General features: G+C 71.5%; 22 protein-coding genes. 4 read left to right on the top strand and 18 right to left on the bottom strand.

Annotated elements, in window-relative coordinates:
• Positions 1 to 29 precede the first annotated feature (29 nt).
• Both ACSDG8_RS28170 and ACSDG8_RS28165 read right to left on the bottom strand, forming a co-directional pair.
• A complete protein-coding gene (locus ACSDG8_RS28170; RefSeq protein ID WP_210891903.1) occupies positions 30 to 881 on the bottom strand; it encodes a nuclear transport factor 2 family protein in 852 nt (283 codons plus the stop codon).
• Between the two features lie 38 nt (positions 882 to 919).
• Positions 920 to 1,930 carry a sigma-70 family RNA polymerase sigma factor gene (locus ACSDG8_RS28165; protein WP_210892379.1) on the bottom strand — a complete coding sequence of 337 codons (1,011 nt, stop codon included), beginning with the start codon at positions 1,928 to 1,930 and terminating at the stop codon, positions 920 to 922.
• A 482-nt stretch (positions 1,931 to 2,412) separates the two neighbouring features.
• On the opposite strand from ACSDG8_RS28165, the gene ACSDG8_RS28160 reads away from it, so the two are divergent.
• Positions 2,413 to 3,870 carry an RICIN domain-containing protein gene (locus tag ACSDG8_RS28160; RefSeq protein WP_247678059.1) on the top strand — a complete coding sequence of 486 codons (1,458 nt, stop codon included), beginning with the start codon at positions 2,413 to 2,415 and terminating at the stop codon, positions 3,868 to 3,870.
• 114 nt (positions 3,871 to 3,984) lie between these two features.
• Here the strand turns inward: ACSDG8_RS28160 and ACSDG8_RS28155 are convergent, their stop codons facing one another.
• The 3 genes from ACSDG8_RS28155 to ACSDG8_RS28145 form a co-directional block, all read right to left on the bottom strand.
• Positions 3,985 to 5,625: an Ig-like domain-containing protein gene (locus ACSDG8_RS28155; RefSeq protein WP_210891894.1), complete on the bottom strand. Its 1,641-nt coding sequence runs from the start codon at positions 5,623 to 5,625 to the stop codon at positions 3,985 to 3,987.
• Positions 5,626 to 5,706: 81 nt separating this feature from the next.
• On the bottom strand, positions 5,707 to 6,291 hold the full coding sequence (locus tag ACSDG8_RS28150; RefSeq protein ID WP_210891892.1) for a hypothetical protein: 585 nt from the start codon (positions 6,289 to 6,291) through the stop codon (positions 5,707 to 5,709).
• Positions 6,292 to 6,413: 122 nt separating this feature from the next.
• Complete coding sequence (locus ACSDG8_RS28145; protein WP_210891890.1) at positions 6,414 to 7,481, bottom strand: lytic polysaccharide monooxygenase auxiliary activity family 9 protein; 1,068 nt, start codon at positions 7,479 to 7,481, stop codon at positions 6,414 to 6,416.
• Between the two features lie 227 nt (positions 7,482 to 7,708).
• Between ACSDG8_RS28145 and ACSDG8_RS28140 the strand changes: the two genes are divergently transcribed.
• A complete protein-coding gene (locus ACSDG8_RS28140) occupies positions 7,709 to 8,458 on the top strand; it encodes a maleylpyruvate isomerase family mycothiol-dependent enzyme (protein WP_210891888.1) in 750 nt (249 codons plus the stop codon).
• A 26-nt stretch (positions 8,459 to 8,484) separates the two neighbouring features.
• Here ACSDG8_RS28140 and urtE read toward each other — a convergent pair whose 3' ends face one another.
• From urtE to ACSDG8_RS28110, 6 genes are all read right to left on the bottom strand, one after another.
• On the bottom strand, positions 8,485 to 9,180 hold the full coding sequence (gene urtE, locus ACSDG8_RS28135; protein WP_439427383.1) for an urea ABC transporter ATP-binding subunit UrtE: 696 nt from the start codon (positions 9,178 to 9,180) through the stop codon (positions 8,485 to 8,487).
• The gene (gene urtD, locus ACSDG8_RS28130) at positions 9,177 to 9,953 is read right to left on the bottom strand and encodes an urea ABC transporter ATP-binding protein UrtD (RefSeq protein ID WP_210891884.1); all 777 of its coding nucleotides are present in this window, start codon (positions 9,951 to 9,953) and stop codon (positions 9,177 to 9,179) included. The genes urtE and urtD overlap by 4 nt, the downstream gene beginning before the upstream one ends.
• A complete protein-coding gene (gene urtC, locus ACSDG8_RS28125; protein ID WP_210891881.1) occupies positions 9,950 to 11,080 on the bottom strand; it encodes an urea ABC transporter permease subunit UrtC in 1,131 nt (376 codons plus the stop codon). Before urtC ends, urtD begins: the two co-directional genes overlap by 4 nt.
• Complete coding sequence (gene urtB / locus ACSDG8_RS28120; protein WP_210891879.1) at positions 11,077 to 11,964, bottom strand: urea ABC transporter permease subunit UrtB; 888 nt, start codon at positions 11,962 to 11,964, stop codon at positions 11,077 to 11,079. Before urtB ends, urtC begins: the two co-directional genes overlap by 4 nt.
• A gap of 77 nt (positions 11,965 to 12,041) precedes the next feature.
• Entirely contained in the window at positions 12,042 to 13,286 is a 1,245-nt protein-coding gene (urtA, locus tag ACSDG8_RS28115) for an urea ABC transporter substrate-binding protein (RefSeq protein ID WP_210891877.1), read from the bottom strand.
• Positions 13,287 to 13,689: 403 nt separating this feature from the next.
• A complete protein-coding gene (locus tag ACSDG8_RS28110) occupies positions 13,690 to 14,772 on the bottom strand; it encodes a substrate-binding domain-containing protein (protein ID WP_439427382.1) in 1,083 nt (360 codons plus the stop codon).
• Between the two features lie 96 nt (positions 14,773 to 14,868).
• Here ACSDG8_RS28110 and ACSDG8_RS28105 point away from each other — a divergent pair, with 96 nt between their 5' ends.
• The gene (locus ACSDG8_RS28105) at positions 14,869 to 15,333 is read left to right on the top strand and encodes a MarR family winged helix-turn-helix transcriptional regulator (protein WP_439427381.1); all 465 of its coding nucleotides are present in this window, start codon (positions 14,869 to 14,871) and stop codon (positions 15,331 to 15,333) included.
• 8 nt (positions 15,334 to 15,341) lie between these two features.
• Here ACSDG8_RS28105 and ACSDG8_RS28100 read toward each other — a convergent pair whose 3' ends face one another.
• From ACSDG8_RS28100 to ACSDG8_RS28075, 6 genes are read right to left on the bottom strand one after another with little or no spacing between them, the layout of a single operon-like run.
• A complete protein-coding gene (locus ACSDG8_RS28100; RefSeq protein WP_439427380.1) occupies positions 15,342 to 16,082 on the bottom strand; it encodes an urease accessory protein UreD in 741 nt (246 codons plus the stop codon).
• Entirely contained in the window at positions 16,082 to 16,852 is a 771-nt protein-coding gene (ureG, locus tag ACSDG8_RS28095; RefSeq protein ID WP_210891869.1) for an urease accessory protein UreG, read from the bottom strand. Before ureG ends, ACSDG8_RS28100 begins: the two co-directional genes overlap by 1 nt.
• Positions 16,842 to 17,534 (bottom strand): urease accessory protein UreF, encoded by a 693-nt coding sequence (locus ACSDG8_RS28090; protein ID WP_210891867.1) that lies wholly within the window; start codon positions 17,532 to 17,534, stop codon positions 16,842 to 16,844. The genes ureG and ACSDG8_RS28090 overlap by 11 nt, the downstream gene beginning before the upstream one ends.
• Positions 17,534 to 19,237, bottom strand: a complete 1,704-nt coding sequence (locus tag ACSDG8_RS28085) for an urease subunit alpha (RefSeq protein WP_210891866.1) — start codon at positions 19,235 to 19,237, stop codon at positions 17,534 to 17,536. Before ACSDG8_RS28085 ends, ACSDG8_RS28090 begins: the two co-directional genes overlap by 1 nt.
• On the bottom strand, positions 19,234 to 19,644 hold the full coding sequence (locus tag ACSDG8_RS28080; RefSeq protein ID WP_210891864.1) for an urease subunit beta: 411 nt from the start codon (positions 19,642 to 19,644) through the stop codon (positions 19,234 to 19,236). Before ACSDG8_RS28080 ends, ACSDG8_RS28085 begins: the two co-directional genes overlap by 4 nt.
• Positions 19,641 to 19,943, bottom strand: a complete 303-nt coding sequence (locus ACSDG8_RS28075; protein WP_073827834.1) for an urease subunit gamma — start codon at positions 19,941 to 19,943, stop codon at positions 19,641 to 19,643. Before ACSDG8_RS28075 ends, ACSDG8_RS28080 begins: the two co-directional genes overlap by 4 nt.
• Positions 19,944 to 19,954: 11 nt before the next feature.
• Between ACSDG8_RS28075 and ACSDG8_RS28070 the strand changes: the two genes are divergently transcribed.
• Positions 19,955 to 20,161, top strand: coding sequence for a hypothetical protein (locus tag ACSDG8_RS28070; protein ID WP_210891857.1), 207 nt, complete (start codon positions 19,955 to 19,957; stop codon positions 20,159 to 20,161).
• A 191-nt stretch (positions 20,162 to 20,352) separates the two neighbouring features.
• Here the strand turns inward: ACSDG8_RS28070 and ACSDG8_RS28065 are convergent, their stop codons facing one another.
• Positions 20,353 to 20,973 carry a CGNR zinc finger domain-containing protein gene (locus ACSDG8_RS28065; protein WP_210891855.1) on the bottom strand — a complete coding sequence of 207 codons (621 nt, stop codon included), beginning with the start codon at positions 20,971 to 20,973 and terminating at the stop codon, positions 20,353 to 20,355.
• Positions 20,974 to 21,010: the final 37 nt, after the last annotated feature.

The following is a 21,010-nucleotide window of genomic DNA, read 5'->3' as shown; positions in this document are numbered from 1 at the left end:
CGGGTTCGGAGATCGGTCGCCGGCGGCCGCTACGGGCGCAGATCCGTCCGGGCCTTCCCGGTCGAGGGGTCGTACGGGTAGGAGAGGTGCTGGTGGGTCATCAGCCAGGCTCCGTCGCGCCGCTGGAAGACCCGGGTGCCCCGGGACCAGCTCTCGATCGGCGGACCACCGCTCGGGCGTACCGAGACGCGGTTGAGGCCCCACGCGACGGCGAGGTCGCCGTCGACCACGATAGTCAGGTCGGGCACGTCCCAGGCGACCGCTCCGTCACCCGACGCCGCCAGGCCCGCCGCACAGATCTCGCGGACCGCGTTCACGCCGACGTGCCGCAGCGGCTGGTCATGCTCGTACGAGACCACGTCGTCGGCGATCGCATCCATCAGGGCATCGAGGTCCTTGGCCGCGGTGCCGTCGAACCAGCGCTGGTGGAGCCCGCGTACCTCCGCCTCGGCGGCGGCCGCGTCCGGAGCCGCCTCGGCGGCGGGATCAGCGAGCGGGAAGGAGTGGTGTTCGTGGGTGACGACCCACCGGCCCTCCCGCCTCCGCAGGCCGAACGTCAGCCGCAGGCGGTTCTCCGGACGCGCGGCGAAGTCGGCCGCCGTGCCGCAGCGCACGAGCGCGTACGCGAAGGCCACGTCCTCGCCTGCGACGACGTCCAGCGACTCGACCTCGAACGACGCGCCCTGCGCCTGCCACCTGAAGAACGGCGGCCAGATCTCCCGGTAGGCGTCCAGCCCGCGCACGCCCTCGTACGGCGGCGGCACGTCGAACATCACCATGTCCTCGGCATGGTCGGCCAGGACGCCGGCGAGGTTCCCGTCAGAAACCGCGGCGGCCCAGCGCTCGATCAGGTCCCGGATCTGTTCTTCGTTGCTCGGCATGTCGGCTCTGCCCTTCGTGGCTGGTGCACCCGTCAGGACTACAACCCCGGCCGAACCGCGAACTCATCGCGTCCGCGCGACCTTTCCGGCAGCCGCTCCGGCAGGTCGAAGGCGGGCAGGCGCGCGTCGAGGAACGAGACGACCTCGGCCACCCGGCATCCCCGCAGCACGAGCAGGTCCAGCCCCGCCGGCAGGTAGGCGGCCGCCGCGTCGTTCCACAGGTACGTCCCGAAGGCGAGCTGCCCGTTGGCGCTCGTCGGCAGGAACCGCCACCTTCGCCCCGCGGTCACCTCGGTCAGGAAACCGTGGAGCTGTTCATGGCCCTCGTACCAGACGGTCAGCGGCGGCATCGAGTACCGCGCGTCCTGCGTCAGCATCGCCACGATCGCCTCGACGTCCCCGGATTCCCACGCCGCGGCGTACCGCCTGGCCACCTCCCGCTGCCCCGCGTCGCCCAGTTCGGCGAGGATCCGCTGCTGACTGCCGGACGGCGTGAGCCCGGCGACGATCCGGCGGGCCCGCTGCATCGCGCTGTTGACCGCGGCGACGGTGCAGACCAGCATCCCGGCGGTCTCCTCGGCGGAGTAACCGAGCACGTCGCGCAGCAGCAGAACGGCGCGTTGTCGCGGTGGCAGATGCTGCAACGCGGCGACGAAGGCGAGTTCCATGGCCTCCCTCGCGACCACGTGGGCCTCCGGATCCGGTCGAACGGACGGGGCCGCGAGGCGGTCCGGATACGGTTCGAGCCAGCTCACCTCGGCCCGGGACACGCCCTGGGCGGTGAAGTCGGTGGGCAGTTCACGCCGCCCGCGCGAGTGCAGAAGAGACAGCGCGCGGTTGGTGGCGATCCGGTAGAGCCATGGCCGGATCGAATGCCCCTCGAACCGGTCGACAGCCCGCCACGCCCGGTCCATGGTGTCCTGGACCGCGTCCTCCGCGTCGTGGAGGGAACCGAGCATCCGGTAGCAGTGCGCACGGAGTTCGTCCCGCAGGGGTGCGACCAGTCGACTGAAGGCCGCGCCGTCGCCCGCACGCGCCGCCGCCAGCATTCTCGCCGTGGCGTCCCCGCCCGACGGACCGGTTTCCGCGGATGGTTCGCCCTGACTCACCCGTCTCAATCTACTGCCGGACACCGATCGAACACGGCGCCCCCTGGGGAAGAAAACGATATTCGTCGATTCCTTGACACCTCCGGACGCGGTCGCCAACACTTGTCTGCAACGCGCGCTTAACAGTCAGAAGACATGGCGCTGCCCCGGGGTGACGCGCCGGAGCTGCTCGCGCGGCACGTCAACCACCACCGAAGACCAGGAAGCCCGGGTTGCTGGGGACGCAGCGATGTTAGCGCTAACAGGACTGCGTTCCCGGAGGACTTCATGGCTGCCGCACCACGGCGGGCAGCAGCGGCTCCGGCAGCCTGATCTCGAACCCAGAGAGGCTGGATCACGTGACCGACCACTTCCTGACGCGGATCACGTCGCCGAGGCGCCATGCGGCGGGACGACCGCGGAGCACCCGGTCATTACGCAAAATGCTGATCGTGCTGGTGGCCGCGCTGACGGCGATGGTCGGCGGTGTCGTCGTCATGTCGTCGCCGGCCATCGCCGCCACCAACCAGTTCCGCGGCATGAACTGGGCCGTGCTGGGTGACAACTTCAGCACCGGCCCCCTCGTCGTGCAGGGCCTGAGCTCCTCCGACAGCAACGCGACGGTACGGGCCAAGGCCAACGCCCTCTACGACGACATGGCTTCCACAATGGGGGTCAACACCGTCCGGCTGCCCATCAACACCCACACGGTGGGGACGGCGTGGTGGGACGCCTACCGGGGCGCCATCGACGCCGCCACCGCCCGCGGGTTCAAGGTCATCCTCGCCTACTGGGAGGACGGCGCCGCCTCGGGCGGCAGGATCACGAACCTCGCCGCGTGGAACGCGATGTGGTCCACGGTGACCAACACGTACGGCTCGAACGCCAACGTCTACTTCGAGCCGATGAACGAGCCGCACGGTTACAGCTCGACGGAGTGGCGCAACGTCGCGGCGAACTGGCTCAGCTACCACTATTCGGCGGTGCCCAGCCGGGTGCTGATCGGGGGCACCGGGTTCAGCCAGGACCTGCGGGACATCTGCAACGACACCCGCTTCAACGCGACGTTGCTGTCGTTCCACTACTACGCCTTCTTCTACGGCGCGATGACCTACGACGCCTTCCGGAGCCACATCCAGACCCGCCTCGGCAACTGCGCCGGCCGGGCCGTCGCCACCGAGTTCGGCGCGCCCATGAGCGACGGCCGCAACTACGCCGACGCGAACAGCACCGACAACTTCGTGCGTTACATCCGCGCCATGGCGCAGGTCATGCGCGACAACCGGATGGGCGGCACCTACTGGCCCGCGATCGGCGGCAAGCCCGGCACCATCGGCTACGACTGGTACTCGATGTACTCGCTCAGCGGCGGCGGCACCGACCTCCAGCTGACAGTCCGCAACCCATCCGGCGCCGACCAGGTCCGCTACGCCTGGGGCGACACCATCGGCGGCGGCCCCACGACGCCGCCGCCGTCGACGGACACGTTCTACCGGGTGATCGTGCGTCACAGCGGAAAGGCCATGGACGTCCAGGCCCCGAACACCGAGAACGGATCGCGCGTCGGCCAGTACACGTACAACGGCAACACCTGGCAGCAGTGGCAGTTCCAGGACGCCGACAGCGGCTACTGGCGACTCGTCAGCCGCAACAGCGGGAAGTGCCTCGACGTGGTGAGCGCGTCCACCGCCGACGGCGCCGAGCTGATCCAGTACACCTGCGGCAGTGGCACCAACCAGCAGTTCCAGATGGTCGCCAGCGGCAGCTACTTCCAGCTCCGGGCACGACACAGCGGCAAGTGCGTGGACGTACCGGCCGCATCGACCGCGGACGGTGTGGTCCTCAAGCAGTACACGTGCAACACCGGCGCCAACCAGCAGTGGTCGCGTACGCCAGTCTGACGGGCCCTACGGCCGCTGCCGAATCGACGGGCCGGGTACGAGCTCGCCGCCCGCCGCGGATACGCGGCGGGCGGCGGTTCGCAGCCGTCGGTGTGGCTTACACCGCTCCCCCGGTCACCGGCGCAGATGGCCGATGCCGTGCTGGTCGAGCCAGGTGACCGTCCGCGGCACGAACGTCGGCGCCCCCGGGCCGGCACTGACGTCGGTGGCGACCAGCGGCACCTGGGCGGCGACCGGGAGCAGCGTGGACCGCCAGCAGGCCGGCGTGGCGCAGGCCGAGCGGTCGTCGACACGCCAGGCGGCGGCCACGCTGCGGCCGTCCGGGTCGGCCGGGCGGTATTCCAGCCACCGGCGCAGGTCGTTGCCGCCGTCGATCCCGGCGGCGAGGACCAGGTTGAACGAGCCCTGGATGCGAAGCAGGCGGATCTGCTCCTGCACGCCGACGTTCGGCACGCCGATGCCCGCGCACTCGGTACCGCCGTCGCGCCAGCACCTCCAGACCGCCGCGGGGTCGGCGCCGCCGGCCGCCGGGAAGTCGTACGGCGAGATGTCGAAGACCACCGCGTTGTCGTCGCCGAACACCTCCGCCGCCGCGCTCCAGAAAGAGCGCGTGGCGAGGATGTCGCTCTGGCGCAGCGACACGACGGGTGTGATGCCGGCCCGGACGAGCCGGTCGACGTACAGGGCCGCCTCGTCGAGGTAGCCGACGCGGTTCTGCCTGTCGGTGGGGCTGCCGGTGTAGATGTGGCAGGCGTCGCTCAGCACGACCCGCACCGCGTTGACGCCGCGGGCCCGCAGCGCGCCCACCGACGCGTCGTCGACCGGGCCGTCCCAGCGGATCGGTCCCCACGCGCAATCGCCGGGCGCAGCCGACCGGATGATTCCGCGTGGCCGGTACGGCCTCGGGGCGGCGGTGACCGTGAGGATGCGGTTGCCGAACGCCTTCAGCGCAGGTGCGGCGCCGGGTGCCTGCGGCGGGAGCACCCGGACTCCGCGGACCTCGGCGGTGGCCTGGGCGCCGCTGCTGTCGTAGGCGGTGGCGGTGACGCGGGTACCGCTGTTCGGCGGCACGCCGCGCCAGTCGAACGCGTACGGCGCGGTGGTGTCCACGGCGAGCAACGTGCCGCGCTCCCGGAACTCGACCCGCTCGATCCGCCGGCCGGGCGCCGCAGTGGCCTCCGCACGGATCGGGATGACGCCCGGCGCGGCGAAGAAGTCGTTGGGCAGGGGCGAGGTGAGCGCCACCGACGGCCCGCCCGGCAGCGGGCTGGGGCTGGGCTGCGGGCTGCCCGAGGCCGGCGGCGGCGACGAGCCGGTCGGGCCGGCGACGTCCCCGTTGCAGGGCTGGCCGCTCAACACCCAGTCGGTCGGCTCGGGGTCGGCGCCCCGGTAGTTGCCGCCGAACCGCACCGTCACCGAGGCGCCGGTCGGCAGCGTGGATCCCGCCGGTGGGCGGAGCATGGTCATCGGGTACAGCTCACCGCTGCCGAGCGTGTATCCGTCCGGCAGCCGGTCGAGGCCCATGGTGATCGTTTGACCGTTTGCCTGCCGGAGCCGCAGCCACCAGTCGGTGACGGGAGGACCCAGGTTGGTGACGGTGAGCTCGGCCCAGAAGCCGCTGGACCATTCCCGGGTGATTGTGTAGTCGACCGTGCACGCGGTCGCGGCGTAGGCCGGCCGCAGCACCATCGTCGTGGCCCCGCCGACGACGACAGCGGCGGCCGTGGCCAGCGCGAAGATTCTGCGTCGCATCATGCCCCCATGTATCGATATGAATAGCTTCCGGCGAACTCGCAGTCGTACGTCGATGCCGCCTCAGCCGGCCGCTCGACGTGGTCAGAAGCCGGCGGCGGCGTCGTACCGGCGCCGCAGGTCGGCCATCTCCGATGCGGGCAGCGCCTCCTTGAGTGCCAGTTCCTCGTACTTGTCGGGGAACATCTCCCGCAGCCGGTCGACGAACCTGACGTCGGCGGTCGCCTCGACCACCGTGATGCCGGGAGGTTGGGTGGTCATGTCCATGATCAACGGGCCGACGAGTTTGACCGCCCCGTCCCACTGGCGCTTCTGCTCGGCGACACCGCAGAGGTGGAAGCCGTAGACCGTCTTTACGTCGGCCAGTGTGGCGGCCCCGGCGGGCTCGTGGCCGTAGACATGGACTCCGCAGACGACCGCCGGCGCGGCCTGCTCTCCGGCCGGCGCCTGCGGGGCGGTGTGCCCGGCGTGACGGTGCTGTGCCGGGTCCGCCTGCTCGAGGGTCGTCCGCATCCGGGTCAGGATCTGCCGGTGGAGTTCTGCCGGGTCCGTCTTCGGGATGGTCGAGGTGACCAGGGCGGCCACACCGATCGACGCGACCAGCAGGCACACCTCGATCCACACGGAGGGGCTTCGGTACCAGCCGCTGACGCTCACCCGGGAAATCATGATCGTTCTTCACCTCGTCGCGGTTCCTGATGGTGGCGGAGGGCAGCGGCCGACACACTGCCGGCACGGCGATGCCCCGACGGTGGGGTGGCGCAGTTCGCGCCACCCCACCGCAGATGCTGTTACCGAGCGGTGCAGGTGAGGTTGGGTGTGGAGTTGGTGCCGTTCCAGGAGGCGTTGAAGCCGAAGCTGGTGCTGGCGTTGGCGCTCAGGGAACCGTTGTAATTGGCGTTCGACGCGGTGACCGACGAACCGTTCGAGGTGACCGTCGCGTTCCAGGAGTTGGTGATGCTCTGGCCGTTGGGCCAGGTCCATGCCACAGTCCATCCGGAGATGGCGGCGTTGCCGGCCCGGACGGTGACCTCGGCGCCGAATCCACCGGACCACTCGTTCGTCTTGCGGAAGGTGGCGGTGCAGGCGCCGTTTCCGGCCGGCGGCGGCGTGGTGGGCGGCGGGGTCGTGGGCGGCGGAGTCGTCGGCGGCGGCGTGGTGGGCGGCGGGGTCGTCGGCGGCGGGTTGCCACCGCCACCGAAGATCACGTCACTGCAGAGGTAGTACGGCTGGTCGAGGTGCGACGCCTGCCAGATGGTGTAGACGACGTGCCGCCCGGTGCGGTTGCCCGCGTTCACCTGTGCCTCGTACAGCCCGGTGGTCGGGTAGCTGCCGGTGCGGAGCACCAGCTCGAGGCTGTTCCAGGTGAGCGGCTGGGTGGTCGGGTCGAAGCCCTGTTTGGTGATGTAGATCAACATGTAGTCGGCGCCGTGCTTGGCGCCGTCGGTCAGCGTCAGGGTGAAGTTGTTCGGCATCGGCTTCGCGGTCCACGCGCCGACCGCGTCGAGCGAGGCGTACAGGCCGTTCTGGGTACGGCCACCGCTGCACAGCTGCCCGTCCGGCACGGCGGCCTGGTGGTTGCCGCCGACGTTCTCGCGGTACAGGCCGTTCCAGTTCCACATGGTGTTCGGGTTGGCCTGCCACGCCTGCCAGCACATCGGGTCGGTCTGGGCCATCGTGGGGTTGAGGTGGTCGGAACCCCAACGCTCGTAACATCCGTAGTTGCGTGACGGCGGGTTGGTGACCGATCCGTGCGCCGAGGCCGGACCGGCCTGGTTGACGGCGACCATCGTGAACGAGGCGACGAGAACTGCGACCGCGCCCAGTCCCAGACGGCGTACTGTCCGTGAGATTTTCATGATGCTCCAGTGGATGCGCCGGCGCCCAGTGGCCCTCGCTGGGTGCCCACCCCGGAGAAGGTGACGCCGATCGATTCAAGCCGTCCCAGGGGTGGACGGCACTGCTGCCCAGCAGCGCATGGCGACTCCCAGCCACGATCTTAGTAAAGACGGCCGTCAATGTAAATCGGCACCGATGGCACGACGCCGCCTGGCGGAGGCCAGGTGGCGCGTGGGACGCTCCCGTCATGCGCATCGCCGAGCACATCGCCACGCTCGATGAGGAAGGCCTCCGGCTGGCAGAGGCGGCGGGCCGGGCGGGTCTGGACGCGCACGTGCCGACCTGCCCCGGCTGGCAGGTCCGTGATCTGCTGCGTCATGTCGGCGGTGTCCATCGCTGGGCCACGGCCCACGTGATCACGGGACGCCGTCAGCCCTTCTCCACCCGGGAAGAGGCGGAGTTCTTCGCCGCAGCCGATGACGACGAGCTGCTGGACTGGTTTCGGGAGGGCCACCGCGCGCTCGTGGACACGCTGGCAGCGGCTGACGAGAGCGTGGAGTGCTGGACGTTTCTGCCCGCGCCCTCGCCGTTGGCGTTCTGGGCACGTCGCCAGGCTCACGAGACCGCAGTGCACCGCGCCGACGCCGAGTCAACTGTCTCCACTGTTCCGTACTGGGACCCGTCCTTCGCCGCCGACGGCATCGACGAACTGCTCAACGGCTTCTTCGGCCGGCCCGGTAGGCGTCTGACGGCCAACCCACCCCTCAGCATGGCCCTGACGCCTACCGACATCGACGCGGGATGGACCTTTCACGTCGAGCCGGCCGGGCACCGCGTGGTCGCCGGTGCGATGCCGGCCCAGCTGACCGTCGTGGGACCTGCGTCCGAGCTCTACCTCCTGCTGTGGAACCGGAGTGGGACCGAACGCCTCGACCTACGCGGGGACGCGGCAGTCCTGGATATCTGGCGCACACAGGCCACGATCACCTGGGACTGAGGCGGTCGTCCGCGACCCGGCCCGGGTCAGACCGCGAGGGCCGCGCGTACCTCCCGCTCCGCCGTGACTCCCCCGTCGCCGTGCGAGGTGACCCGGCCGGATTCCAGGACGTGGTAGCGGCTCGCCACCCGCAGCGCGAACCCGAGGTGTTGCTCGACGAGCAGCACACTGAAGCCGGACTGCCGGGTCAGCTCGACGATCCGCTCCTGGATCTCGGCGACCACCGACGGCTGGATGCCCTCGGTCGGCTCGTCGAGCATGAGCAGCCGCGGCCGGGTGATCAACGCGCGGGCGATGGCGAGCTGCTGACGCTGACCGCCGGAGAGCAGCCCGGCCCGTCGCCGCAGCAGCGGACGCAGCGCCGGGAACAGGTCCAGCACCTCCGCCGTCGCCACCGCGCCGTCGCGCCGGGTGTCGGCGACGAGGCGCAGGTTCTCCGCCGCCGTGAGGTGCGGGAAGCACTGCTGGCCCTGCGGGACGTACGCCATGCCGCGCGCCACCCGCTCGTGCGGCGCCAGACGGGTGACGTCCTCGCCGTCCAGCTCGACGGTGCCGGCGGCTGGGCGCAGCAGGCCTGCCGCGACCCGCAGCAGAGTGCTCTTGCCGGCGCCGTTGTGCCCGAGCACCGCGGCCACCCCGTCGGGAGGGACGGCCAGGTCCACGCCGTGCAGCACCCGGGAACGCCCGTATCCGGCGTGCACCCCACGCAGGGTCAGCATCATGCCTCCAGACCGCTGGGGGCCGACCCGGCGTCGACCGGGTGGCCGAGGTAGACCTCCTGCACGCGCGGGTCCGCCTGGACCTGCGCCACAGTGCCCTCGCTGAGCACCCTGCCCGCGTGCAGCACGGTGACGCTGCGCGCGAAGCGACGCAGGAAGTCCATGTCGTGCTCGATCACCACCACCGTGCGGTCCCGGCTCACCGTCTCCAGCAGGGCGCCCGTGGCGTCGCGCTCCTCGTGGCTCATCCCGGCGACCGGCTCGTCGAGCAGCAGCAGCCGCGCGTCCTGCACCAGCAGCATGCCGATTTCCAGCCACTGCTTCTGGCCGTGCGCGAGCGTGCCGGCGAGCTGGTCGGCCCGGCCGGTCAGCCCGATGGTCTCCAGCGCGGCGGCCACCTCGTCGGGGATCCCCCGCCGACGCCGGGCCAGGGTGACCCAGCCGCGGCGGGCGCCCGCGGCGATGTCGAGGTTCTGCACGACCGACAGCTCCTCGAAGATCGTCGACGTCTGGAACGTCCGGCCGATGCCGAGCCGGCTGATCCGGTGCACCGGACGACCCAGCAGCTCCTGGTCGCCGAAGCACACCGAGCCGGTGGCCCGCACCAGACCGGTGATCGCGTCGACCAGTGTGGTCTTGCCGGCGCCGTTCGGCCCGATCAGGAACCGAATGTCACCGGCGGGCACCTCCAGCGAGACGCCGTCGACGGCGGTGAAGCCGTCGAAGCTGACCCGCACGTCACGGACGGACAGCCCGTCCAGTCGGCCGTCGCTCATTGGTGCACCTCCGCCCGCTCGGCGCGGCGGCGGGCCAGCGCCCACAGCGACGCCAGGCCGCCGGGAAGGAACGCCACCACCACCACGAAGAGCAGACCCTGCAGGTACGTCCAGGTGCCCGGGAAACGTTCGGAGAGGGCGGTACGCGCCCAGGCGACCGCCACCGCGCCGAGCACCGGCCCGAGCAGCGTGGCCCGGCCGCCCACCGCCACACCGATGACGAACTCGATCGACGGGACGATGCCGATGAGGGCGGGCGAGATGATGCCCACCGCCGGTACGAACAGCGCGCCGGCGAGGCCCGCCATGCCCGCCGCCACCACGTAGGCGACGAGCTTGACCGATGCCGGGTCGTAGCCGAGGAAGCGGACCCGCTCCTCGCTGTCCCGCACCGCCACCAGCAGTTCCCCGTAGCGGCTGTGGATGAGCTGGCGGGCCAGCGCGAGCAGGGCGAGCAGGACGCCGGCGATGATGAAGTACACCATCCGCTGGTTGACCGGGTCGTCCAGGTCGTAGCCGAAGAAGCCCTGGATGTCGGTGAGCCCGTTGGTGCCGCCCGTGGTCCCCTGCTGGCCGATCAGCAGGATCACCATGGCGGCGGCGAGAGCCTGGCTGAGGATGGCGAAGTACGCGCCCCGCACCCGGCGGCGGAACACCAGTGAGCCGAGCCCGAAGGCGACGGCCATCGGCAGCAGCACAGTGGCCGGCAGCGCGAACCACGGGCTGGCGAACGGCCGCCACCAGACTGGTAGTTCGTCGAGCTGCCCGTACAGCTGCATGAAGTCGGGCATCCCACCGGGACCCGCGTCGGCGAGCTTGAGGTGCATGGCCATCGCGTAGCCGCCCAGGCCGAAGAAGACGCCCTGGCCGAGGGTGAGCATGCCGCCGCGTCCCCAGGCGATGCCGATGCCGACGGCCACCATGGCGATGCAGAGGTATTTGGCGAGCAGGGCCAGCCGGAAGTCCGACAGCGCCAGCGGCGCGACGGCGAACAGCAGCGCCGCGCCGAACGCGAACCCCGCCGCCGCGCGCAGCCGGGACCGGCCACCGGACCGGCTCGCAGGCGCGATGTCGGCCGGGGCCGGGGCGTCGGCGGTGCTCGGCGGCGCGGGTGTCACGGCGGTCATGCGAGGCTCCTGGTCCGCAGGGTGAACAGGCCCTGTGGCCGCCACTGGAGGAACGCGACGATCGCCACGAAGACGATCACCTTGGCGACGCTGAGGGTCGTGAGGTACTCCCCGGTGGCCTGGAGGACCCCGAGGGCGAAGGCGACGATCAAGCTGCCCTTGAGCTGGCCGATGCCGCCGACCACGACGACCAGGAAGGCGTCGATGATCAGGTTGGTGCCCATGGTCGGGCCGATCGGGCCGAGAAGGGTGAGCGCCACCCCGGCGAGCCCGGCCAGGCCGGAGCCGAGAAAGAAGGTCGTCCGGTCGACCCGGGCGGTGGGGATGCCGGACACCGCGGCGAGGTCGCGGTTCTGCACCACCGCGCGGATCCGGCGCCCGAGCGGGGTGAGCCGCAGCGCCAGGGTGAGGGCGGCGACCGCGGCCAAGGCCAGGGCCAGGATGAACAGCCGGTTGTTGGCGACCGTCAGCCCGCCGGGCACCGCCACGTTGCCGGTGAGCAGGTCGGGCGCGCGGGTCTGCACGTTCGGACTGCCGAAGATGTCCCGGGCGAGCTGTTGCAGCATCAGGGACACGCCCCAGGTGACCAGCAGGGTGTCCAGGGGACGGGCGTAGAGCCGGCGGATCAGCAGGACCTCCAGCAGCACACCCATCGTGCCGGCGACCACGAACGCCACCGGCAGCGCGACCAGCAGCGACAGGCCGGCGCCGGTGATGCTCTGTTGCAGCACGTAAGTGGTGTAGGCGCCGGCCATGATGAACTCGCCGTGCGCCATGTTGATGACGTTCATCTGGCCGAAGGTCAGCGCCAGCCCGAGCGCGATGAGCAGCAGCACCGCGCCGATGCTGATGCCGGTGAAGAGTTGACCGAAGAGGACTGTCACGGTGGGTACTCCCGTACTGCTGGTCGAGGGACCCGGACGGGCCGCGTCGTCGCGGTGCCCGCCCGGGGCCGGCGTCGTCAGCTCAGGGCGCTCGCCCACGGATAGGTCTTGAGGTACGGGTCCGGCGCGATCGGCTTGCCGGAGTTCCACACCTCGGTGATCAGGCCGTCCGCGCCGACCTTGCCGATGCGGGCGGTCTTGGCGATGTGCTGGGTCTTGCCGTCGACGGTGACCAGGCCCTCCGGCGCGTCGAAGGTGATTCCGTCGGAGGCGCCGCGGACCTTCTCGACGTCGAACGCGCCGGCCTTCTCGACCATCGCCTTCCACAGGTAGACGCTGACGTAGGCGGCCTCCATCGGGTCGCTCGTCGGCTTGTCCGCGCCGTACTTCGCCTTGTACGCGGCCACGAACTTGCTGTTCGCCGTGCCGGGCGTGGTCTGGTAGTAGTTCCAGGCGGTCAGCTGGCCCTCCAGGTACTGGGTGCCGATGCTCTTGACCTCCTCCTCGGCGATGGACACCGACACCACCGGCATCGCGGCGGCGGTCAGCCCGGCCGACTTGTACTCCTTGAAGAACGCCACGTTGCTGTCGCCGTTGAGGGTGTTGAAGACCGCCTTCGCGCCGGACGACTTGACCTTGTTGACGATCGTGCCGAATTCGGTGGACCCGAGCGGCGCGTAATCCTCGCCGACCACCGTCATGCCGTTCGCCGCCGCGTACGCCTTGATGATTTTGTTGGCCGTGCGCGGGAAGACGTAGTCGCTGCCGACCAGGTAGACCGATTTCGTTCCCTGGGCCTTGAGGTAGTCGAGCCCGGGAACGATCTGCTGGTTGGTAGTCGCGCCCGTGTAGAAGATGTAGGGCGACTGTTCCAGGCCCTCGTACTGCACCGGGTAGAACAGCAGCGCCTTGTTCTTCTCGAACACCGGCTTGACCGCCTTGCGGCTGGCCGACGTCCAGCAGCCGAAAACGGCTGCGACCCGGTCCTCGGAGAGGAGCTTCTCGGCCTTCTCCGCGAAGGTGGGCCAGTCCGAGGCGCCGTCCTCCCCGACCGGCTGGATCTTCTTGCCGAGAACGCCGCCGGCCGCGTTTATCTCCTCGACGGCGAGCATGATGGAGTCGCGGACGGTGACCTCGCTGATCGCCATGGTGCCGGAGAGCGAGTTGAGCAGGCCCACCTTGACGGTGTCGCCGGAGACGTCGGCGGTGACGCCGGCCGCGCCGCCCTCGTCACTGGTCTTGCTGCCGCACGCGGTCATGGCCGCCGCGGCGACGAGGGTCATGGCGCCCGCCAGGATGCGGCGGCCCCAAAGAAGTGACATCTAATCTCCCTGCGGTGCACTCAAGTAGTGAAAGGACGGTCGGTGCGGTCCGGTGGAGTTGGCGATGCCGGGGTCGACGGGTGGACGTCGCCTGTGGTCATCGCATCGGTTACGGGCACGCAAAGCGTTGACCGGCATGATTGCGCGGACGTTTCCCAGTCCTTAATTGACTGTTTCCCGGGCCCCGGAGAGAACACATGCGGCAACGGCTGAAGCCATCCCACGAGAGATGGTTTCAGCCGTGATTAATTCGGTGAAGAATTGCGCCACCACAATGGTCGGCGGACAGATTCCGCCGACGGTGGACAGACATTCGCGGTATCCACCCCGAGGGTAGATACTTCACGCAGGAAGTATTTTAGGGCCGGGCCGGGTGGACGTGTCAAGGGCCGGTACCGGGCGGTCAGATCTGGGCGAGCACTGTGAAGTCGAGACCGTCGGCCTCGGCCAGGTAGATCCGCTGGCGCACGTGCCGCCGGCGCAGCTGCAGCCGACCGCGCGGCCCGTGGTACGCCACCGTGTCGGCAGCCGTCTCGATCGCCCGTACGTCGAGCGTGCGGGCCTGCCCGATCAGGGCGGCGAGCAGCATCACGCCCTCGTAGCAGGACTCCCCCAGGCTGCCCAGCGGCGGCGCCTCCACCCCGAACCGGCGGGCGAACTCGCCGTGGAAGTCGAGGTTCTCCTGCGTCACGAGGCCGGCGAAGAAGCCCGCCGTGCTGTAGAGCCGCCGCGTCGCGCCCGCCCCGCTGGCCAGCAGCATGTTCTCGTCCATCAGGGTGCTCAGCCGCAGGCAGCGCTGGTCCATCGCGGCACGCCCGAACGCCCGGTTGAACCGCACCGCGTCCGCGCCGACGAGCAGCATCACCACGGCGTCGGCCGCGCTGCGCTCGATCTGGCGCAACACGTCGTCGAAGTCGTGCGTCTCCAACGGCAGGAACGCCTGCCCCACCACGCGACCACCGCCGCGCAGCGCGTACCGATGGGCCGCCCGCGCGGTGCGCCGCGGCCACACGTAGTCGTTGCCGACCACGAACCAGCGGCGCACGCCCTGCTCCCCCGCGAGCAGCCGCATCGCGGGCCACAGCTGGGCGTCCGGCGTCTCGCTGGTCAGATAGACCCCCTCGGTACGCTCACCGCCCTCGTACAGTGCGGTGTAGACGTACGGCACGCGGTGCGCGACCCGGGGCGCGAGCGCCTGCCGCACCGAGGAGATGTGCCAACCGGTCACGCCCTGCACGGCGCCCACCGACACCAGCGCCTCCACCTGGGCGGCCACCTCAGCCGGCGGGGCCCCACCGTCGACCGGCACCAACCGCACCTCGCGGCCCAGCACTCCGCCACAGGCGTTTATCTCCTCGACCGCGAGCTGGGCACAGAGTTCGCAGGTCGGGCCGAACATTCCCGCCGGCCCGCGCATCGGGTACACCAGCGCGATGCTGACCACGGTCCGATCGACGGTGAGCCACGGCGGGGCCGGCGCGGACATGAGCCCATGATTGCCCGGCCGACGTGGGAAAACCATAGCTCTCCACGGACCGGGACGAGTCGCTACCATGACAGGGCCACCGGCCCAGGGAGTTCCATGTCAGACGTGCCCGGGGCGCCAGCCGATCTGCTGCGCTCGCTCACCCGCGCCGAACGGCTGCTCTCCCGCCGGTTGGCCGCCGTTCTGGCCGACGACGACCTGACCACCGAGGCGTGGCGGGTGCTCTGCCTGCTCGCCGACGGTCAGGGCCATCCGATGAGCGAGGTGTCCGCCGAGGCGTCGTTGCCGCCGGGGACCCTCACCAAGCTGGTCGACCAGCTCGTCGACCGCAACCTGGTGTTCCGCCGGATCGACCCGCTGGACCGCCGGCGTATCCGGGCCTATCTGACCGCCCGGGGCCGCCGCGAGCACGCCAGCCTCGACGAGCGGGTCCGGACCAGCCTCGCCGAGGCGGGCGTACCGGCCGACACCGTCCTGCTCGACCACCTCGCCGACCTGATCGCCCGACTCGACCCGGCGGGGCGCCGCGACGACGCCGAGGCGGCCGGCCTTCGCCGCTGACCCTCGCCTCACTCCACCCTGGTGAGCAGCGGCTCACCTTGGAGGTGGGCGCGCAGCGTGTGCGCGTCGGGAGCGGTGGCGGTCCACAGTGTCGCCGGGCCCCCCGCCAGGGGCAGCCGGGCGACGGTGCCGTCGACCGTCGCGGTCTCGTGGGGCAGCGACGGGTCCACCACCAGCAGCGACCCGGTGGCCGGCGCGCCGCCGAGCACCGCGGGGCCGGCCCAGCCGGGCGCGCCCGGTCCCACTGCGAGCGACTGACGCAGCAGCGGCCGGCCGTCGTAGTCGACCCGGGTGTGTACGACCACACCGCCCGGCGCCTCGCCGTACCGGCCGCAGATCACCTCGTCGCGCCAGGTCAGCCTCGCCCCGGCAGCCAGCTCGAGCCGGGACTCGGCGAGGTGGGCGCAGCCGGCCGCCGCGACCAGTTGCTCGGGCAGCCAGTGCAGTGCGCCGCCGTCGTGCACCACGGCGCGGACCGCCATCCGCGACACGACGCCGGGCCGGCCGGGCAGGGCGACCGAGGCGGCGACGGTGTGCAGGCGCACCGCCGCCCCCGGTCCCACGTCGATCTCCAGCCGCAGGTCGTCGCCGGCGAGCGGGCCGGCCGCCCCGCCGACGACGTACACGGTCACGCCACGACCGCTGCCGGGCGTCTGCCGCAGCAGCAGCGGCGTCTCACTGCGCAGCTCGGCGAGGACCGTGCCGCCCCGGCCGTCGGCCCGGGCCACCAGCCTGGCGTACGCGCGCATCAGGCCGGGCCGACCCGCGCGGCGATCGGGTGTACTGCCGCGTGGTGGGCCAGTTCGTGGCGGATCCAGTCGGCGACCTGCCCCGCCGTCGGGTCGCCGACTATCGACAGGAACACCGTCGGCAGGTCGCCGCGCCGGGCCCGCGCGTCGCGGTCCATGACGGCCAGGTCCGCGCCCACCATCGGCGCCAGGTCGGTCTTGTTGATCACGAGCAGGTCGGCGGACGTCACCCCCGGTCCACCCTTGCGCGGCACCTTGTCCCCGCCGGCCACGTCGACCACGAATATCTGCCGGTCCACCAGGCCCCGGCTGAACGTGGCGGTCAGGTTGTCCCCGCCGCTCTCGACCAGCACCAGGTCCAGCGGGCCGACCGCCTCGGCCAGCTCGTCAACCGCGTCGAGGTTGGCCCCGATGTCGTCCCGGATGGCGGTGTGCGGGCAGCAGCCGGTCTCCACGGCGCGGATCCGGGCCGGGTCCAGCACGCCGGCCCGCTTGAGGAAGTCGGCGTCCTCGGTCGTGTAGATGTCGTTGGTGACCACGCCGAGTCGCAGCTCGCCGGCGAACGCCCGGCACAGGGCCGCCACCAGAGCGGTCTTGCCGGACCCGACCGGCCCGCCGATGCCGACGCGCAGCGCCCGGCCGGCTTGGGCCAGCGGCGGATGCGGGTCCACCCCCGGTTCGGGGTGGGTGTGCGGAACGGTCTCGTCGTGCGGGGCAGGATTCCGGCCGGCAGTGGGCGCAGCGGTCGGCACAACGGTGTCAGGACGCAAAGAGACGCACCTCCCAGGTGGCATGAGCTTCGGCATGGATGTCGGCAAGGGGCGCGGCCGCCGCGGGCAGCCGCTCGGGTGGGTCGTCGGCGGCCCGGAACGCCGCGGCGGCGGTGCCGTCGCACTCGGAGGCGAGACCGACCAGCAGGGCCTGGACCCGGTACGGGTCGAGGCCGAGCAGGCGTACGGCCGCGCTGGCCGCACCGGTCACCGTCGCGTGCACGGCGACCGTGGCAGTCTCGGCGCGGCTCAGGCCGGCGGCGGCGCAGAGCAGCCCGAGCACCAACGGCTGGTGCGCTCCCCCAGGTGTGGAGGGCAGGTCGTCGAAGGACGCCTCCGGCCAGATGGCCCGGCCCGCGCGCAGCAGAGCCCGCCCCTGGCGACGGGACACCGTGCGCAGCGCCGGCGCCGCCGTCCGGGCGTCCAGCTCCGCGTCGAGCAACGCCAGCGTGGAACCGCGTACGGCGGAACCGGCTGACGTCACCGCCCGGTGCGCCGCCGCCGCGAACGCGGCGCCGACCAGCCCGGCGGTGGCCAGCCGGCCGGCCAGGAACGCCTCCAGCGTGACCAGGTCGGTGACCCGGCCGGCGGCGACTGCGGCCTCCAGGCCGTTGGAGTGGGCGTGCGCGCCGGCCGGGAAGCGACCGTCGGCCAGCAGCAGGAGCAGACTCGACGTCGCCATCAGAACAGGAAGTACCGCTGGGCCATCGGCAGGCGTGGCACCGGGTCCGGCTCCACCACCTGACCGTCGATCCGCACGGTGAAGGTGTCCGGGTCCACCTCGATCCGGGGCATCGCGTCGTTCTCCGGCAGGTCGGCCTTGCCCCGCGAGCGCACGTCCGCGACGGGCACCACCCGTCGCCGCACGTCGAGACGCAACCCGGCGTCGAGGGCGGCCGGCGCGACGAACGCCAGGCTGGTGGCAGGCGCCGCGGCGCCGTACGCCCCGAACATCGGGCGCGGCAGCACCGGCTGCGGCGTAGGGATGGACGCGTTGGCGTCACCCATCTGGGCGTACGCGATCATGCCGCCCTTGAGCACCAGGTGCGGTCGTACGCCGAAGAACGCCGGATCCCACAACACCAGGTCGGCCAGCTTGCCCGGCTCGACCGAGCCGATCTCCCGGTCCAGCCCGTTCGCCATCGCCGCGCAGATCGTGTACTTCGCCACGTACCGGCGGGCCCGGTGGTTGTCGGCCGCGCCGTCGCCGGGCAGCGCGCCGACCCGCTCCTTCATGACGTGCGCGCTCTGCCAGGTTCGCAGGATCACCTCGCCCACCCGGCCCATCGCCTGGGCGTCGGAGCCGATGATGGAGATCGCGCCGAGGTCGTGCAGCAGGTCCTCGGCGGCCATCGTGGACGGCCGGATGCGGCTCTCGGCGAAGGCCAGGTCCTCCGGCACGGACGGGTTGAGATGGTGGCAGACCATCAGCATGTCCAGGTGCTCGGCGAGGGTGTTGGCGGTGTACGGCCGGGTCGGGTTGGTCGACGACGGCAGCACGTTGGGCTCGCCGGCCACCGTGATGATGTCCGGCGCGTGCCCGCCTCCCGCGCCCTCGGTGTGGTACGAGTGGATGGCCCGGCCGGCGATCGCCCGCAGCGTGTCGGCCACGAAACCGGCCTCGTTGAGGGTGTCGGTGTGGATGGACACCTGCACCCCTGAGGCGTCCGCCACCCGCAGGCAGGCGTCGATCGCCGCCGGTGTGGTGCCCCAGTCCTCGTGCAGCTTGAAACCGCCCGCGCCGGCGCGCAACTGCTCCCACAGCGCCTCCTGGGAGACGGTGTTGCCCTTGCCGAGCAGCAGCACGTTGACCGGCAGCGTGTCCAGCGCCTCGTGCATGCGGGCCAGGTGCCAGGCGTTCGGGGTGACAGTCGTGGCCCGGGTGCCCTCGGCGGGGCCGGTGCCGCCGCCGACGAGTGTGGTGATGCCGCTGGCCAGCGCCTCGGTGACGATCTCCGGGCAGATGAAGTGCACATGTGTGTCGACGGCGCCGGCCGTGAGGATCCGGCCGTTCCCGGCGATGACCTCGGTGGCCGGGCCGATGACCAGATCGGGGTGGACGCCGGGCATGGTGTCCGGGTTGCCGGCCCGGCCCAGCGCCACGATCCGCCCGTCGCGCAGGCCCACGTCGGCCTTGACCACGCCCCAGTGGTCGAGCACCACCGCGCCGGTGACGACGGTGTCGAGGGCGCCCTCGGCGCGGGTCGCCCGCGACTGGCCCATCGACTCGCGAATCACCTTCCCGCCGCCGAAGACCGCCTCGTCGCCGCCCACGCAGTGGTCGGTCTCCACCTCGATCAGCAGGCTCGTGTCGGCCAGCCGGATGCGGTCGCCGGTGGTCGGCCCGTACAGGTCGATGTAGCGGTCCCGTCGCACGGCGCTCACCGCGCCGGCCCGTCGGTCGTCGGCGCCCCGCTCGTCGGCGCGTCCGTTCCCGGCTCTTCTGTTCCCGGCGCGTCTGTTCCTGGCGCGGTCGGTGGCGCTTCGTCCAGCGGCCCGGCGCATTCGCCGCGGAGGCCGGGCACGACGCGTGCGCCGCCGAGCGGGACCAGTTCGACGGTGCGGCTCACGCCCGGCTCGAACCGGACCGAGGTACCCGCCGGAACGGCGAGACGCTGACCCCAGGCGACGGCCCGGTCGAACATCAGGGCCGGGTTGGCCTCGGCGAAGTGGTAGTGCGAGCCGACCTGCACCGGACGGTCGGCGGTGTTCACCACGACCACTGTGGTCACCGGCCGACCCGCGTTGATATAGACCGGGCCGGCCGCCGGCAGGATCTCCCCCGGGATCACGGGATCGGGTGGTGCACCGTCACGAGCTTGGTACCGTCCGGGAACGTCGCCTCCACCTGCACCTCCCTCAGCATCTCGGGGATGCCGTCCTGGACGTCCTCGCGGCCGAGCACCGTCCGGCCGGCGGACATGAGGTCGACCACCGACCGTCCGTCGCGGGCCCCTTCCAGCAGGAAGGCGACGATGATCGCGACGGCTTCGGGATAGTTGAGTCGCAGGCCGCGCTCGCGGCGGCGGCGAGCGACATCGGCCGCGACATGGACGAGCAGGCGATCCTGCTCGTGCGGGCTGAGGAACACGGGACTCTCCGGTGGGGATCGGCGTGGCCGCGCTCGCCGTCGGCTCCGCGCGGAGCCGCGCCGGGCAGCACCACCCGGAGTACGAGCTGGAGTCACACGACCGCCGCGACACCGCCGACGGGGTGGCCCGGGACTCCACCGTCCCGGCCCGCGCGACGGGCACCCGGCGGTGTCGGTCGGATGCGGACCGCACCGCCCACCGCTTCAGCCGACCGTAGAGGATCGCCACCGGCGGGGGCAACAGTGTGCTCGGGATGAGGGATCGAGCCGCTCACGGCCGGCCCCGCCCCCTACCGCGACCGGCTCGCCCCGGGCAGCTACCTCGCCCTGTCGGCCCACAGCCGAGGCCGGCACAGGAGAGCTCGACCTGTCGCTGTGCCGCGGCCCGCCGGATCGTGACAGGCCAGGCTCAGCTCGTCGCGCGGGTGCGTCGCGCCGCGACGTAGCGGCGCATCTTCTCGGACGTTCCGCAGTCGTCCATGCTGCACCAGCGGCGACTGCGGTTCTTGCTCTCGTCGTGGAAGAGAAAGCGACAGCCGCCGCATCCCTTGATCCGGTCCAGCGCGCCTGTGGTGAGGAGCTGGACCGCCGCGTGCACCACCGGCCGCAGCGGCCGGGCAAGCGTCTGGTCGTCTCGCCAGGTCCATCCGAACGCACGCCCTGGATCGAGTCGTGCGTGACCGAGCGCGTCCGCTTCGTCGTCCCGCAGGCGAGCCAGTACGGACCGGCCCGGCCTGCGATCGGCAGCCACTGCCCGGAATACGTCGTCGAGATCGTCGCGGATCCGCAGCGATCGGGCGAAGGCGGTCTGAGAGCCGGCCGGATCATCGTGTGACAGCCGGCGCAACGCCTCCGCCTCCGGCTTGCTGAGCGCACCCGCGTACACGCTCCAGGCGACGAGCTCGGGGTAGCCGGTCAGCACGTCGCCGTCCGGAGATCCGACGGGCGGACCGGTACGGGTGTTGATGAAGTCCAGCGCGAGATTGCCGCCTACCAGGCGCATCCGCGTCACGCCGTCGAGTGTTTCCATCGAAACTCACTTTACCAGTTGACCCACATCGACGGGC

Origin of the sequence: Micromonospora sp. LA-10 (genome assembly GCF_051853095.1) — a bacterium.
In the GTDB taxonomy this organism is placed as follows: domain Bacteria; phylum Actinomycetota; class Actinomycetes; order Mycobacteriales; family Micromonosporaceae; genus Micromonospora; species Micromonospora echinospora_A.
Note: the sequence above shows the minus strand (reverse complement) of the source record. Positions and strands in the feature narration are given on the sequence as shown.